Raw genomic sequence first — 15,904 nt, 5'->3', positions numbered from 1 at the left:
AAAGATACAAATGAAATACTTAGTACCGTTATTTTTTTTCTTAGGATTTAGTCAGCTTGCGTTGGCACAAACCAATATCAAAGAACAGTTTCCGGTTTTTCCGGAGTGTAGAACCGCTGATGTCAGTCAGCAGGAACCCTGTTTTTACAATCAGCTTCAGGGTTTTATTTACGATAATTTCAAAGTGCCTGAGGTTGTGACTGAAAAAAAATACAAAGGAAATGTGATTGCGCTTTTTGAGGTGGATACCACAGGAGCGTTTAAAATATTGTACACCGATGCGGCTTACCCCGAGTTGATAGACGAAACCAAGCGCGTGTTTTCGCAATTGCCCAAGGTAGAACCTTCAAAATATGCCGGAAAACCCACTTATTCAAAGTATTCAGTCAAAATCGCCATTCCGTTGGTAAAGCCAAGTCCTTTCGGGGCTGCAGCGGTTGTGGAAAATGCGACGAAAAACAATACGATTGATCCCAAATCCGAGTCAAAGGAATATGAGACAATTGTCTATAAAAAATTCGATAATCCGCAATTCAAAAGTTATCTTAATGTTCCTTTTACACACAATAACTACGGTCAGTTTGATGCCTCGATGAACCAGGTTGGAACCAACAACCACACGGCTTCAAAACCATATTCCTATGTTGAGGTTGCCCGTTATTACGATGTGGCCGGGGAGTATAAAAAGAACATGTTGCAAAAAAGCTCTTGGTTCGGACGTAAAATCTGGAATGAAAACACCGTGGCCATTCAAGGGGAACAGTATTGGTTTACGATGAATCCGATTTTTGATTTCCGTTTGGGAAAAGATTTTAGTAGTGAAGTAGTCGACAATACGTTTGTGAATACTCGTGGTATCCAGATTCAGGGTGGTTTGGGAGAACAATTGAATTTCTCCACTTCGATTTTCGAGAGTCAGGGGCGTTTTGCGGACTATTACAATGCGTATGCGGAATCGATGGCGCCATCTGGAGGAAATCCAGCCATTATACCGGGAATCGGGATTGCCAAAGAATTCAAAACCGATGCCTATGATTTTCCTTCAGCCGAAGCCAATCTGACGTATGTACCCAATAAAATGATTAACCTTCAGTTGGGTTATGGCAGGAATTTTATTGGTGATGGGTATCGTTCATTATTAACAAGTGATGCTGCCAGTCCGTATCCGTATTTTAAAATCAATACCACGTTCTGGAAAATAAAATACACCAATACCTATATGTGGCTGAAAGATGTACGTGATGTGGTTACAGTAGACGGTACGTATGCAACCAAGTACATGGCAAATCATTATTTAAGTTGGAATGCTTCGAAAAGACTGAATATTGGTTTGTTTGAATCGGTTATCTGGACCAACAGCAACGACAGAGGGTTTGATCTGAACTTTGTGAACCCTATTATATTTTACCGTACCGTCGAGTTTGCCTCCTCTTCCCGAAGCGGTAATGCCACGTTGGGTTTTAGTTCAAAATACAAATGGAACAGTAAGGTCAATCTTTACGGACAGTTTTTATTGGACGAATTTTCGTTGGGGGACATGAAAGGAGGTCAGCAGAGTTGGAAAAACAAATTCGGTTATCAGGTAGGGGCTAAATATTATGATGCTTTTAAAATCAAAAACCTGTTGCTCCAGGCCGAATACAACCACGTACGCCCTTATGTGTATTCCCACAGCAGATCGATTACCAATTACGCACACAACAATCAGAGTATGGGGCACTTATGGGGAGCCAATTTTAAGGAATTTGTTGCCATTGGGCGATATTATAAAGGAAGATGGTTTGCCGATGCGAAACTGGTATACGGAATTAAAGGCTTTGATTTTGAAAAATCAGCAGATCCAATTGCCAATCCAATCGCTAATTCTAATTACGGAGGGGATATCTATCGTGAATACGATGTGGAACGTTATTCGGATACCGGTGTGAAAGTTGGACAAGGAAATAAAACAAACATCATGATTGCCGATTTACAAGCAGGATATGTGGTAAATCCGACGATGAACCTAAAGGTATTCGGGAATTTGATTTACAGAAATTTTGACCCAACTAAAGAAGTAGTGTCCGAAACTTTAAACGTTAATAAATCAAGCACAACTTGGTTTTCGATAGGACTTCGTTCGGATCTATTTAACTGGTATTATGATTTTTAGCATTATTTAGGAAAATATTTCGTACATTTAAAAATCAACTAAAAAATTTTAAGTGTATGGGAATTTTAAAAAAACTACTATTGTTTGTTGTTGCGGTAATTGCAATACTACTGATCGCAGGCTTGTTTGTTGAAAAAGAGTATGCGGTTGAAAGAGAAGTTGTGATTAACAGACCGGAAGCCGATGTCTTCAAGTATGTTAAAATGGTGAAGAACCAAGACAATTTCAGTGTTTGGAACAAGAAAGATCCGAACATGAAAAAAGACTACAAAGGAAATGATGGTGAAGTGGGTTTTGTTTCCTCTTGGGATAGTGAGAATGACGAAGTGGGAAAAGGGGAGCAGGAGATAGTTAATATTGTTGAAAATGAACGGATAGATTTCAAATTGCGCTTTAAGGAGCCTTTTGAAGCCGAAGACGATGCGTATTTTACAACAGAAGCCATTTCGCCTAAACAAACCAAACTCAAGTGGGGTTTTAAAGGGAGTATGAACTATCCGATGAATCTCATGCTGGTAATGATGGATATGGAGAAAGAATTGGGCGGCGTATTGCAAACCGGATTACATGATTTGAAAACATTTTTGGAACACTAATGGCAAAAGGCAAACGAAAGTTTGCCTTTTTTGTTAAATCGTATTCAGTGGCTTGAATTTAAGAGGTTGTTATTGAGAAAATATAAATTTTGAAGTATATTTGCGCACCGTTTAGCGAATTAAATGAAAACCACTTTGGATACTTCAGAAAAACCAGTAACAATAGCTTCTCTCCTTATCGATTTTAAAGAAATCACAAAGGCGGGATTGGCGATTAGTGTTGTTTTTTCTTCTATTGTAGGGTATTTGCTTGGTGTTTCAGAAGAATTTCCTTTTTCCTGGTTGACGTTTGTTTTGTTGGCAATTGGAGGGTATTGCATGGTAGGTGCTTCGAATGTGTTTAATCAAATCATTGAAAAAGATTTGGATGCGCTGATGGATCGAACCAAAAACCGTCCACTTCCTTCCGGAAGATTGTCCAAACAGAATGCTTTTGTTATGGGAACTGTATTAACCCTTGTCGGATTGGCAATTTTGTACAGTATCAATCCCAAAACGGCGATGTTCGGTGCGATTTCCATTTTTCTTTATACGAGTGTTTATACGCCTTTAAAAACCATTACGCCACTTTCGGTATTTGTGGGTGCTTTCCCGGGAGCCATACCGTTCATGTTAGGATGGGTAGCGGCAACCAATAACTTCGGAATCGAAGCGGGAACCTTGTTTTTGATTCAGTTTTTCTGGCAATTCCCTCATTTTTGGGCGATTGGTTGGTTTTTGTATAAAGATTATGAAAAAGCGGGTTTCTTTATGTTGCCTACGGGAAAACAGGATAAGAAAACCGCATTGCAAACCATTTTGTATACCATTTGGCTGATTATCGCTTCGTTGCTTCCGGTGTCTGGTTTTACCGGTGAACTGCAATTGAGTTTTGTGGCTGCCGGTGTGGTATTGCTGCTCGGGTTATGGATGCTTTATTTTGCAGTGAAATTATATAAGGAGATGGATGAGAAAGCCGCTCGAAAATTAATGTTGGTGAGCGTTTCTTATATTTCGTTATTACAGTTAGTATATGTTATAGATAAATTTTTACGATAGAAGATTATGGAAATGTCAGTTCAGGAACACAATGAGAGAAAAGCAAAATCTTACAAGATGTTGCTTTGGTTTGGGATGATGAGTGTGGTGATGATTTTTGCCGGATTAACCAGTGCTTTTGTTATCAGTAAATCACGTCCGGATTGGATCAGTGATTTGGCAGTGCCAAGAGCATTTGTTATCAGTACTGTTGTTTTGCTGGTAAGTAGTGTTACGTTTCATTTGGCTAAACTTTCCATAAAAAAAGACGACAGAAGTAAGACTTCCGTCTTTTTATTGATAACATTAGGTTTGGCAATAGTATTCCTTTGGTTTCAATTTTCGGGTTTCAATGAATTGTTCGAAAGCGGTCTTGTACCAACCGGACCATCCAGTACTATAACGATTGCCTTTCTCTATGCTTTCGTTATTGTGCATGTTGTACACCTTGTAGGTGGCATCTTTGCACTTTTAATTATAATTTATAATCATTTTAAACAAAAATACAATTCCACTCAAACCCTTGGTATAGAGCTTGGTGCGATGTTTTGGCACTTTCTTGACTTCTTGTGGTTGTACTTGTTTTTATTTTTCTATTTCTACAAATAGAAAAAAAATGTAAATTTGGGAACTTTTTAACTAATAACTTTACAATGGGAGCGACAGTTACTACAACAGCTACTAACGGAAAAACTTGGGACGGCGGAAACGAGCCGATGGGAGCAAGTTATGGCAAAATGATGATGTGGTTTTTTATCGTATCAGATGCTTTAACCTTCTCCGGATTCCTTGCTGCTTACGGTTTTTCAAGATTTAAATTTATTGAAACCTGGCCAATTGCCGACGAAGTGTTTACACACTTTCCGTTCTTACATGGTGTTGAGGCGCCAATGTATTATGTGGCCTTAATGACCTTTATATTAATCTTCTCTTCTGTGACTATGGTTTTGGCTGTCGATGCAGGACACAAGATGCAAAAAAACAAAGTGGCGGTTTACATGCTGTTAACTATTGTGGGAGGTTTCATTTTCTTGGGCTCACAGGCTTGGGAGTGGAAAAACTTCATAAAAGGATCGCACGGAGCAATCGAAACTACAGGCGGATCCATTCTTCAATTTGTGAACAAAGAAGGAGAGCGTGTGGCTTTAGCTGATTTTGCGGCACACTTACCGAAAGACAGAGTTCAAAAAGAGAAAAACTTAGGTGTTTGGTTCGAAAGCGGTGAAACGCTTCCTACCTATTCTGTAGAAGAAGTAGTGGAAGGCTTTAAAGCAAACCCGGATTTATTAATCCGTTCCGAGTATTTGAACAAGGATAAAAAGAAAACTGTTTTGTCCAGAGAAGAATCTTTAGAGCGTTTGAAAGAAGCGAAATTAGTGGTGGAAGGGGCTAACCTTAAACACAATGAATACGGTCATAAATTATTCGCTAATTTCTTTTTCTTCATCACAGGATTCCACGGATTCCACGTATTCTCAGGGGTATTGATTAACATTTTGATTTTCTTCAATGTTATTCTGGGAACGTATGAGAAAAGAAGAAGCTATGAAATGGTTGAAAAAGTTGGATTGTACTGGCACTTTGTAGATTTAGTATGGGTGTTTGTATTTACATTCTTCTATTTAGTGTAATTATATAATTAAGAAGTATCATGGGACACGCACACGAATCGAATACAAAAAGAATCTGGTTGGTTTTTGCACTTTTATCGGTAGTTACTATCGTTGAAGTTTTCTTAGGAATCATTAAGCCACATTCATTATATATGACAAACCTTTTGTCAATGAACTTATTGAACTGGATATTCATCATATTGACAGTTGTAAAAGCTTACTACATCATGTGGGCTTTCATGCACTTGGAAGGTGAAAAAAGTAATTTAAGATGGTCAATAGTTGGACCATTAGTGTTTCTAATTCTCTATTTAGTGTTCATCTTACTAGTAGAAGGTAATTATGTTTTTGATGTGTTTAAAACGTCTCATTACAAATGGATATTTTAATAACATATTAACTTATAAAAAGGTACGCAATTGCGTACCTTTTTTTATTTTTGTGCCCAAGTAAACCGCTTTCTCAAATGAAAAAATATATTGTTCTCACAGTTTTGTTCGCACTCCCGATTTGTGCCTATCTGTTTTTCTCTTCCGGAGTGAACAATTTCGCTAAATTACCTACCCTTACACCTAATGTGCCGGAGTTAACCAATTGGACAACCCTTGACGGTAAGCCTGTTCAGCTTAAAGAAAAAATTACGATTCTCGGATTCCCGGGGGCCGAAATTCTGAAGGAAAAAGGCAACGCTTTTAATCTGGATCAGAAAATTTACAACAAGAACAAGGAGTTTAAAGATTTTCAGGTGGTGATGGTGGCTCCGGACGGAATGCAAAACGATGCCAAAGAACTGATGGCCGAATTGGGAAGAATTTCCGATTTGTCCCACTGGCATTTTGTTTTCGCAAAACCAGAGGAAATCAAAGCGTTCTATGCAAAACTGAATTTGGTGGGACAACTGAATGAAAATCTGGCTACCCCAAACGTTTATATCATCGATAAGGATATGAATCTTCGCGGTCGTAAAGGGAAAAATAAAAAAGGGGAAGTCGAATATCGTGAAGGCTATAACACAATTTCAGCCGCGGATTTGCATAATGAAATGGCCGACGATGTTAAGATTATTTTGGCGGAATACCGTTTGGCACTGAAAAGAAACAACAAACGAAAAATATAAAGGAGCAATGAAAAACAAATCATACATAGGGATTTCATTCATCGTACTGATATTTGGAATTTGGGCGGTTCCGAAGATTATCGCTAAATTTCAAAAAGCCGATTTGCATACGATAGGTCCGGTTCCGTCATTTGAATTAACCGATCAGAACAATAAAAAAATATCCAACAAGGACTATTTAGGGAAAGTGTATGTCGTGGAATTTTTCTTTTCCACTTGTCCCACGATTTGCCCAAAAATGAATCAGAACATGTTGCAGTTGCAAAAGGAATTCTATGGGAAACCTGATTTTGGGATTGCTTCCATTACCATTGATCCCGCAACGGATACACCGGAACATTTGAAAAAACATGCCCAGGAGTTGGGAGTCAAACATTACAACTGGCACTTTTTAACCGGAGATAAGAGCTATATTCATAAATTGGCGCAAACGGGTTTCAATCTTTATGCCGCCGAAAATAAAAACGTGAATGGCGGATTCGAACATTCCGGAATGTTTGCCCTGATTGATAAAGAAGGCAATATTCGTTGCCGAAGAGACCAATTCGACAATCCGATTTTGTATTACGACGGATTGGAACAACCGGGCATCGATATGTTAAAAGAAGATATTAAAAAATTACTGGAAGAATAAATGGAAAATTCTGTTGAGAAGAAATATAATAAGTGGATTGTGGTTTTATCTGTGGTAATTCCTCTGGTAGTAGCCTTATTGTTTGGTGTTAATCTTAAAAAGTTAGGCTATGATGTACAGCCGCTGACTTTTTTGCCGCCAATTTACGCTTCCATTAATGGGTTGACGGCTATTTTGTTGGTTACGGCAGTATGGGCTGTCAAAAACGGTAACCGTGGATTGCATGAGAAGTTGATGAAAACAGCAATTGCTTGCTCTGTCGTGTTTTTAGGAATGTATGTGGCCTATCACATGACTTCGGTATCGGCAGTGTTTGGTGATTATAACTACAATGGAGTGTTGGATGCCGATGAACAGGCAACGGTTGGAAATATACGTTATCTCTATTATTTCATATTGTTAACACACATTTTACTTTCCATCATTATTATTCCTCTTGTTTTGATTACCTATGTAAGAGCCATTTCCAAAAGCTTTGAAAGACACAAGAAGATTGCGAGAATTACGTTTCCGATATGGTTGTATGTTGCGGTTACCGGTGTTATTGTCTATTTAATGATTTCTCCGTACTATGCAAGTTAAAAACTGGAATTGGATATTTATCATCGGTTTTCTGTTGCTTAGCAGTTCTGTTGAAGCACAATGCGCCATGTGTCGGGCGGCTTTGGAAAGTGAAGAGTCGGGAGTGCAGGCAGGTGCGGTTAACGACGGAATCGTTTACCTGATGGCGATACCCTATATCTTAGTAGCCGCAATAGGCTATGCGATTTACCGATTGAAATACGGAAAGAAAAAAGAAGAAAACAAATAATAAAAAAGGCAGATTCGTAAGAACCTGCCTTTTTTATTTACAGATCATCTGCAATCTGCAATCTGAATTACTCCATCCCATCAATTTTCACACTCATTTGTCCTGAGGTTTTAATAAAGGCAATAATCGCCTTATCGGTGAGTTCCACTTTGTCAAATTCGAAATCATTTAGGGTGCCGTTGACAAAAACACCTTTCATTGGCGAATAGTTGGCTAAATACGGCTGCATGTTTTTCTTTCCGTCCTCTAAATTTCCTTTAATCGAATACCGGCAACTTTCCTGTATTTTTTTCAGAATCATTCCGCTCAAGAGCCAATTGGCAGTCTTGGTTAGTACGCCTTTCGTGTTCAGCACATAATCCAACTGATCAAAATAGATTTCTTTGGTAACCGAATTGTAATTCGGAAAACCGGAAAGATAAATGGTGCCGTCAATGCTGCCAATCATATCCAAAGCAATGATCATTTTACCGTCTTTATGCCATAAATCGACTTTTTGTACGGTTATTTTTCGGCTTCCGGAAGCGAAGGTTTGTCCCTGAAAATTTTTAGTCAGGATGCGGGAAGCGCTTTCGTAGGTTGAAACCGCCGCCACAGTGGCTTCAATTTTGTTCGGCATTTTGCTTACCGGTTTCAAAACGATGTTTTCCTTTTTAAACGTGTTGAGCGGTTGTTGTCCCACAATGGTCTGCATGCTGCATTTCAGGCCCATATCCATGGTGATTTTACTTTTAGACAATACGGCATCGGTGACATACAATTCGGAGGGAATCAGCTTGAACCAGGTTTCATATTGCTCGCTGGTTTGGAACGGAGTGCTCAATCTTTCTAAAACAGATAACACCATTGGCTTGAAGTCGGTCGACTTGTTAATGGCATCGTCAATTTTTTTGGCAATTTTCGATTTGAAGATACGCAACGTCGGATTCACCAGATAGGTTATCGGAACATTTCTGCCACCCACCACAATCGACGGACTTTCGCTCCACTCAAAATCCTCAATTTCCGAGGTAGTGGTTAATTTCCAGTTCGAAAGGCGGGCATCGCTTAAAAGTGTAATCGTTCCGTTCAGGTTGATCTCGCGGGTATCGTTCAGTCCCAAATAATCGGTGCCGTATTTTACTTTCGCCCAGATTTTCATCGGAACTACGGATTGGATTTTACCGTTTTTCTCAATCAGTTTTATCGGCGCCTGTTTCCAGATTTTCATTTCGGTTTTGTCGTCATCCAGAATACTGTCGTTATAAATCAATCCCGACAAGCTTTTGTTTAGTTGGTTTTCGATTTCCTTCAGCGGCACTTCCACCGGCATGTTGATGTAAGATGTGGTAGTTTTGTAAACAGTAGGCTTGGTGTCGCTCGGCAGGGGTTTCAGCGCTTCCACTTTTTTTGTGGCAGAACAACTGATGAATATCAGAAAAATTGCAAAAACGGCAACTAATGAAATAAATGTTTTCATGATGCATTTTAAATATAACCATGTAAAAGTATAATTTTTATGCCTTGTGAACTGTAACTTTTTGTAAAGAAATGCGTCTTATGTTTTTTAAGAATAAGAGATTACTCGCAATACTATATCTTTGTGCCTCTCTTTTCAAAAGAACCATATGAAAAGTACAACAACAATTAAAACCTTGTTTTTCGGATTACTGCTGGTTTCCTTTCATTCGAAAGCCCAAACAAAAAAGTGGACTTTGGAGGAATGCGTAAATTATGCCCTGGAGAAAAACATTTCCATCAGAAATACAACTTTAGATCAGCAGCTTTCGGATATTTCCAAGAGAGATGCTTATGGTAATTTCTTGCCTTCCATTAACGCTCAGGCATCCCATTCGTGGAACATCGGTTTGAACCAGAACATTACCACCGGTTTGTTGGAAAACCAAACCACGCAGTTTACCTCGGCCGGACTAAATGTGGGTATTGATATTTACAAGGGATTACAAAATCAGAATCAGTTGCGAAAAGCCAACCTCTCGATTATGGCTTCCAAATATCAGTTAACCAAAATGCAGGAAGACGTGTCACTCAACGTGGTTAATGCGTACCTGCAGATTATTTTCAATAAGGAAAACCTGAAAGTACAACAAGAACAGTTGGCTTACGATAACAAGCAATTACTGCGTTCTCAGGAATTGGTCGACGCCGGTGTTGTGCCAAGAGGCGATTTGCTGGACGTGAAAGCAACCGTAGCAACCGACAACCAAAGATTGATTGCTGCAGAAAACGCATTGCTGATTTCTAAATTAAGCCTTGCGCAATTGCTGCAACTGGATAATTTTCAGGAATTTGACATTGTGGACGCCTCTTCAGTCGTAGGGGAAAGTTCCATTTTGTTGCAGGATCCGAAAGCGATTTTTGAGAAAGCCAAAGAAACGCGTACCGACATAAAATTGGCCGAAACTAATGTAAAAGTTGCCGAAAGGGATTTGATGATAGCTCGTGGTGCTTACCAGCCAACGTTGTCTGGATTTTATAGTTTTAGCACGAGAGCGGCCTATTCTGATAGGATAGTAGGTTTTGAACCCGACGCCAACAATCCAACATCCGCTATCGGTTATGTTGACGGAACCAATCAGTTGGTTTTACAGCCCAATTTCTCACCGGTTTTAGGCAAACCAAAATCCATCACGGATCAGTTCAGTGATAACAAAGGACAAAATTTCGGATTGTCGTTAACAATTCCGATTTTAAACGGATTTTCCGTGAGAAACAATGTGGCACGCTCCAAAGTGGCGTTAGAACGTTCAAAAATCAGTCTGGAACAAACCGGATTGGATTTGGAACGTACGGTTTACACGGCTTATACTGACACGAAAGGCGCATTAAAAGCGTATGAGGCAGCGGTTTCCACTTTGGAATCCAGAGAGCAGGCTTTCAATTATGCCAAAGAACGTTACGAAGTGGGCTTGATGAATGTCTTCGATTTCAATCAGTCACAAACCTTATATGTAAATGCGCAGTCCGAAGTATTGCGAACCAAATACGATTATATTTTCAGAACCAAAATATTAGAATTTTACTTCGGTATTCCGATTGTATCAAAACAATAAATCATGACAGCAAAAACAAAATATTTATTATTAGGTGGAGTAGTTGCTTTGGTAGCTATTCTGGTTGTATTAAGCAAAAAAGGCGTTATCGGAAATAAAGAAACCGGAAAAGAAGTGGAAACCGCTAAAACCGATGCGATTACCATTGTGGAAACCGTTTCGGCTACCGGAAAAATTCAGCCGGAAGTGGAAGTGAAAATCTCCTCGGAAGTTTCCGGAGAAATTATTGCGTTACCTGTAAAAGAAGGGCAAACCGTTAAGAAAGGCGATTTGTTGGTAAAAATCAACCCGGATATTTACGAATCAGGTGTGAATAGAACCGTTGCTTCTTTGTCAACCACAAAAGCAGGATTGAATCAGGCAGATGCGCAGTTAAAAGAAGCCAAAGGGAATTACGACCGTAACAAGAGACTTTTCGATAAAGGCGTGATTTCCAAAGCGGAATGGGACAAGGTGGTTGCTGCTTATGAAGTGGCTCAGGCCAACAAGCAATCGGCGTATTACAATATGAAAAGTGCATCGGCAACCGTAACCGAAGCTCAGGATAACTTAGGAAGAACCACCATTTATGCTCCGGCAGACGGAACCATTTCAAAATTGGATGTGGAACTGGGCGAGCGAGTTTTGGGAACCCAACAAATGGCGGGAACCGAATTGCTTCGTGTAGCCAACCTGAACAACATGGAAGTGGAAGTGGATGTGAATGAAAACGATATCGTTAAAATCAGTATTGGTGACGAAGCGAAAATAGAAGTCGATGCCTATCTGAAGAAAGAGTTCAAAGGGGTTGTGACCAGTATTTCCAATTCTTCGGTGGCAACAACATCGGCCGATCAGGTGACCAATTTTAAAGTGAAAGTGCGCATTCTGAAAGAATCGTACATGGATCTGATGGAAGGAAAACCGGCTAATTTTTCCCCTTTCCGTCCGGGAATGACCGCTACGGTAGATATCATTACCACGAGAAAAGAAAATGTTTTGGCCGTGCCTATCAGTGCGGTGGTAATGAAATCGGATACCACAGCAACCAAAAAAGATGTGTTGAAAGAACTGGAAAAAGAACAGGAAGAAAAAATTAAAGGTTCAACCGATAAGAAATTCGAATGTGTCTTTGTGAAAGTGGGGGATAAAGCGAAAATCCGTGTGATTAAAACCGGAATTCAGGATGATACGAATATTGAAGTGGTAAGCGGATTGCAAAAAGGCGATGTGATTATCATCGGTCCGTATACCACCGTGACCAAAGAATTGAATCCGGGCGATAAAGTCACCATCAAGAAAAAAGATTCCGAAGAAAAGGAAAAGGATAAAAAAGCATAAGGAAAAGGCTTTCGGTTGTACTGAAAGCCTTTTTTAATTCTAATCAGTATCTTTGCCAATAATTTCAAAACCTATGGCATACATTTTAAACATTGAAACGGCAACCAAAAATTGTTCGGTAACCCTTGCTAACGAAGGAAAAACCGTTGTTTGCATTGAAGTGGCGGAGGAAGGCTATTCCCATGCCGAAAAGCTGCACGTTTTCTTTGAAGAGGCCTTGCAGGAAGCCGGAATCACGTTTCAGGATCTGAAAGCCGTGGCGGTGAGTCAGGGTCCGGGTTCCTATACCGGATTGCGCATTGGAGTTTCGGCCGCGAAAGGATTGTGTTATTCCCTGAATATTCCGCTGATTGCTGTGGATACCCTGGAAGCATTAGCACGTAAGATTATAATCGAAAACGGCATTATCGTTCCGATGATTGATGCCCGTCGTATGGAAGTCTTTACCGCTTTTTTTGATAAAAACTATTCCAAAACAAGAGAGACGAAAGCTGAGATTATTAACGAAACCACGTATTCGGAACTATCCGAAACAATGCATTTGGTAGGCGATGGCGCGATGAAATGCAAGGATGTGTTACGTTCGGAAAAGTTTGTGTATCATGACGAAATCATTTTTCCGTCTTCCAACGAAATGGGTCTGATGTCGTTTGAGAAATACAAAAAAAGCGACTTTGTGGATGTCGCCTATTTTGAACCTTTTTATCTGAAAGACTTTGTGATGACCACCAAAGCTAAATCTTAATCACGCTTTTACTCTGTTCCAAGATATCGGAATTCACCAAAGACAAATCGGCATTTTTGACCCAAACCCGAACCGCGAAATTTACGGTGGCGTCCGTAAGTTCGTTTACGGTGACTTCCGGTGCTGGTGATTTCAGTACTTTCGGATGATTTTTAACAATGGCTTCCAATTCGCTTTTTACGGTTTTGATGTTCGAATCATAACCGGTACGCACAATCAGATCACTGCGACGGGTGTTTTTTTGGGAGAAGTTTTTGATTTTCCCGTTCGATAAGACACCATTCGGAATATAAATAATCTGGTTTTGGGCGGTGAGTATTTTGGTGGTGAAAATATGGATTTCCATCACTTTACCGATTTCACCCTGCGCTTCGATGTTGTCACCTACTTTAAACGGCTTGAACATTATAATGAGCATACCGCCTGCGAAATTGGATAACGAGCCTTGTAACGACATCCCTACAGCCAAACCGATGGCTCCCAAAATAGCAACGAAAGACGAGGTTTCAATTCCGAGTCGGGAAATGACCGTTACAAAAAGCAGGATGCGAACCCCCCAAATTAAAATATCGAGTATGAACTGAATGAGCGTTGGTTCCAGTTCGCGTTTGATCATTATTTTTTCGGCTACTTTCCTGAAAATTTTAATTGCCCAGATTCCGACAAGCAATACCAATGCCGCCGAAATCACTCTGGGCGAATAATCAAGCAATACATTAAAATAGTGCACGAAAAAGTTATTCATTTTTTCTACTTCCATGGCTTTTAGTCGATTTTCAGTTCAGCTATCGTGTCTTCCAAAGACGAATTGGGCAACAAGCAGTTTTTATTTTGGCAAATATAAAACAGAAGATTTTCTTCATCAAATCGGTTTTCCAAAAAAGGCAGGTTGGATACTTTTGACGTTCCTGCGATTATCACATGTGGCATGTATTCCGAATTCACTCTTTGGGTGTTTTCTATGGCTTTTTTTCCGCAAATTGCCAGTTCTTTATTGTCCTCCGATTGATTCAGCCAAAGGTTCAGCCAATTGGAGTAGGCAGAGGCATAATCCATGTTGGGAATCATGTGATGCAGCATTTGCAATGCGACTTTTTCGTAATACCCGTTATGAAACAAAAGGCTCAATACATATAGATTGTTGGCCATGACCGAATTGGAAGCCGGTATTACATTGTCTTCGGTTTCAAAATGAGGCGCAATCAGTTGTTCCCCGTCACGGGCGGTAAAAGTGAAAAACTGTTTTTCTTCGTCATAAAAATGTTCCAGACAGTAATCGGTTAGCTGTTTGGCCTGATGTAAATAGGTTTCTTCCAGGGTGGCCTGATACAATGCTATGAAAGCTTCGATTACAAAAGCATAATCTTCCAGAAAACCGATGATGGTGCTTTTCCCGTTTTTGTAGGAATGCCAAAGAAAACCTTCCGGAGACCATTGTTTGTCAATGATAAATTGGGCGTTTTTCTTGGCAATATCCAAATAGTGTTCGTTGCCCAATGCTTTGTACGCGTCTATATACCCTTTTAGCATAATCGCATTCCAAGAGGTCAGGGATTTATCGTCTAATCGTGGTTTCGGACGTTTTTCCCTTTCGGTGAAAAGCTGTTGTTCCCAGTTTTTCTTTTTCTCCAGTAATTCGTTTTCGGTCAGGCCGAATTGTGATGCGATATCTTCAGAAGGCCGACTTTGGATTAAAACATAATTGTCGTGTTCCCAAAACCCGAAATCATTCACGTTGAAGAGCTCGGTAAAAATGTCAAAATCGTTTTTCAGCAGGTGTTGCAGTTGTTCTTTTTTCCAGACATAAAAAGCACCTTCTTCCAAAAGGCCCACTTCATTAATGCTATCAGCGTCAAGCGCCGAAAAAAAGGCGTTGTCTTTGTTGAGTAATTCGCGCTCAATGAAAGTCAGCGTTTTTTCAATCACTTCTTTGTAAAGCGGGTTGTGCGTTCTTTTATAGGCTTCGGAATAGAGTGAAATCAGTTGGCCGTTATCGTACAACATCTTTTCGAAATGAGGCACGTGCCAGCGCATGTCTACGGAATATCTTGAAAAGCCGCCGTCAACCGTGTCGAATAAGCCGCCATGCGCCATCCGCGTAAGCGTTAAATCGACAAATTCCAACAAATCCTTTGATTGCGTCTGATAGCCGTAACGCTGTAAAAACAGATAATTGTTGGGCATCATGAATTTCGGTGCTCTTGCATAACCGCCAAATTCCCAGTCGAAACTTTTTGACCATTTTTCGACTAGCGGTTTTATGTTGTTGGGATTGCTTTTTTCTTCGGAAGGGTTTTTCTCCACAATACCCAGAATCTGAATGCCCTGATGTAATTTCCCAGCATAGTCAATCATTCTCTCCGGAGTAGAACGATACATATCCTGTAGTTGGCTCAAGATATCCATCCAGTTGTCCTTTTTAAAATACGTGCCACCCCAAACCGGGCGTCCGTCGGGCAGACAAACTACATTTAAAGGCCAGCCGCCCTGTTTGGTCATCAGTTGCACGGCTTTCATGTAAACCGCATCGACATCCGGGCGTTCTTCGCGATCCACTTTTATGGAAATGAAATCGGAGTTCATCACTTGGGCTACCGCATCGTCTTCGAAACTCTCGTGTTCCATCACATGGCACCAATGGCAAGCGGAATAGCCAATGCTAACAATGATAAGCTTGTTTTCGTTTTCAGCCGTAGCCAAAGATGCCGTGTTCCAAGCTTTCCAATGAATGGGGTTGTTGGCGTGTTGGAGTAGGTAGGGACTGGTTTCGTGTTGTAATTCGTTCATGATTATAAATAAAAAAGCGTCCAAAAATTGAACGCTTAAAGGTACGGTGATTTCTTAAA

16 protein-coding genes are annotated in these 15,904 nt (G+C 40.1%); 13 read left to right on the top strand and 3 right to left on the bottom strand.

Features of this window, described 5'->3' with window-relative positions:
* Positions 1-10: 10 nt before the first annotated feature.
* From BLQ05_RS02400 to BLQ05_RS02355, 10 genes are all read left to right on the top strand, one after another.
* The gene (locus BLQ05_RS02400; RefSeq protein WP_023575533.1) at positions 11-2,152 is read left to right on the top strand and encodes a capsule assembly Wzi family protein; all 2,142 of its coding nucleotides are present in this window, start codon (positions 11-13) and stop codon (positions 2,150-2,152) included.
* A gap of 56 nt (positions 2,153-2,208) precedes the next feature.
* Entirely contained in the window at positions 2,209-2,748 is a 540-nt protein-coding gene (locus BLQ05_RS02395) for an SRPBCC family protein (RefSeq protein WP_023575532.1), read from the top strand.
* Positions 2,749-2,871: 123 nt separating this feature from the next.
* Entirely contained in the window at positions 2,872-3,786 is a 915-nt protein-coding gene (gene cyoE / locus BLQ05_RS02390) for a heme o synthase (RefSeq protein WP_023575531.1), read from the top strand.
* Positions 3,787-3,792: 6 nt separating this feature from the next.
* A complete protein-coding gene (locus tag BLQ05_RS02385; RefSeq protein WP_023575530.1) occupies positions 3,793-4,374 on the top strand; it encodes a cytochrome c oxidase subunit 3 in 582 nt (193 codons plus the stop codon).
* Between the two features lie 44 nt (positions 4,375-4,418).
* Positions 4,419-5,396 (top strand): cytochrome c oxidase subunit 3, encoded by a 978-nt coding sequence (locus tag BLQ05_RS02380; RefSeq protein WP_023575529.1) that lies wholly within the window; start codon positions 4,419-4,421, stop codon positions 5,394-5,396.
* Between the two features lie 20 nt (positions 5,397-5,416).
* On the top strand, positions 5,417-5,767 hold the full coding sequence (locus BLQ05_RS02375; protein ID WP_035653933.1) for a cytochrome C oxidase subunit IV family protein: 351 nt from the start codon (positions 5,417-5,419) through the stop codon (positions 5,765-5,767).
* A gap of 77 nt (positions 5,768-5,844) precedes the next feature.
* Entirely contained in the window at positions 5,845-6,495 is a 651-nt protein-coding gene (locus BLQ05_RS02370) for a hypothetical protein (protein ID WP_023575528.1), read from the top strand.
* A gap of 7 nt (positions 6,496-6,502) precedes the next feature.
* Positions 6,503-7,129 carry an SCO family protein gene (locus tag BLQ05_RS02365; protein ID WP_023575527.1) on the top strand — a complete coding sequence of 209 codons (627 nt, stop codon included), beginning with the start codon at positions 6,503-6,505 and terminating at the stop codon, positions 7,127-7,129.
* A complete protein-coding gene (locus BLQ05_RS02360; protein ID WP_023575526.1) occupies positions 7,130-7,711 on the top strand; it encodes a DUF420 domain-containing protein in 582 nt (193 codons plus the stop codon).
* Entirely contained in the window at positions 7,701-7,940 is a 240-nt protein-coding gene (locus BLQ05_RS02355) for a hypothetical protein (protein ID WP_035653932.1), read from the top strand. Before BLQ05_RS02360 ends, BLQ05_RS02355 begins: the two co-directional genes overlap by 11 nt.
* 67 nt (positions 7,941-8,007) lie before the next feature.
* On the opposite strand, the gene BLQ05_RS02350 is transcribed toward BLQ05_RS02355, so the two are convergent.
* Positions 8,008-9,399, bottom strand: a complete 1,392-nt coding sequence (locus BLQ05_RS02350; RefSeq protein WP_023575525.1) for a DUF4403 family protein — start codon at positions 9,397-9,399, stop codon at positions 8,008-8,010.
* A 148-nt stretch (positions 9,400-9,547) separates the two neighbouring features.
* Here BLQ05_RS02350 and BLQ05_RS02345 point away from each other — a divergent pair, with 148 nt between their 5' ends.
* The 3 genes from BLQ05_RS02345 (at position 9,548) to tsaB (ending at position 13,058) form a co-directional block, all read left to right on the top strand.
* Positions 9,548-10,993, top strand: coding sequence for a TolC family protein (locus tag BLQ05_RS02345; protein ID WP_023575524.1), 1,446 nt, complete (start codon positions 9,548-9,550; stop codon positions 10,991-10,993).
* 3 nt (positions 10,994-10,996) lie between these two features.
* The gene (locus BLQ05_RS02340) at positions 10,997-12,313 is read left to right on the top strand and encodes an efflux RND transporter periplasmic adaptor subunit (RefSeq protein ID WP_023575523.1); all 1,317 of its coding nucleotides are present in this window, start codon (positions 10,997-10,999) and stop codon (positions 12,311-12,313) included.
* A 73-nt stretch (positions 12,314-12,386) separates the two neighbouring features.
* Positions 12,387-13,058, top strand: coding sequence for a tRNA (adenosine(37)-N6)-threonylcarbamoyltransferase complex dimerization subunit type 1 TsaB (gene tsaB, locus BLQ05_RS02335; RefSeq protein ID WP_023575522.1), 672 nt, complete (start codon positions 12,387-12,389; stop codon positions 13,056-13,058).
* On the opposite strand, the gene BLQ05_RS02330 is transcribed toward tsaB, so the two are convergent.
* Both BLQ05_RS02330 and BLQ05_RS02325 read right to left on the bottom strand, forming a co-directional pair.
* Positions 13,048-13,818 carry a mechanosensitive ion channel family protein gene (locus BLQ05_RS02330; protein ID WP_023575521.1) on the bottom strand — a complete coding sequence of 257 codons (771 nt, stop codon included), beginning with the start codon at positions 13,816-13,818 and terminating at the stop codon, positions 13,048-13,050. The genes tsaB and BLQ05_RS02330 overlap by 11 nt on opposite strands.
* 5 nt (positions 13,819-13,823) lie before the next feature.
* Positions 13,824-15,845 carry a thioredoxin domain-containing protein gene (locus BLQ05_RS02325; protein WP_023575520.1) on the bottom strand — a complete coding sequence of 674 codons (2,022 nt, stop codon included), beginning with the start codon at positions 15,843-15,845 and terminating at the stop codon, positions 13,824-13,826.
* Positions 15,846-15,904 lie beyond the last annotated feature (59 nt).

The organism is Flavobacterium saliperosum (assembly GCF_900100625.1).
Taxonomy (GTDB): domain Bacteria; phylum Bacteroidota; class Bacteroidia; order Flavobacteriales; family Flavobacteriaceae; genus Flavobacterium; species Flavobacterium saliperosum.
The sequence above is the reverse complement of the archived record's forward strand: the minus strand, read 5'-3'. Positions and strand labels throughout refer to the sequence as shown.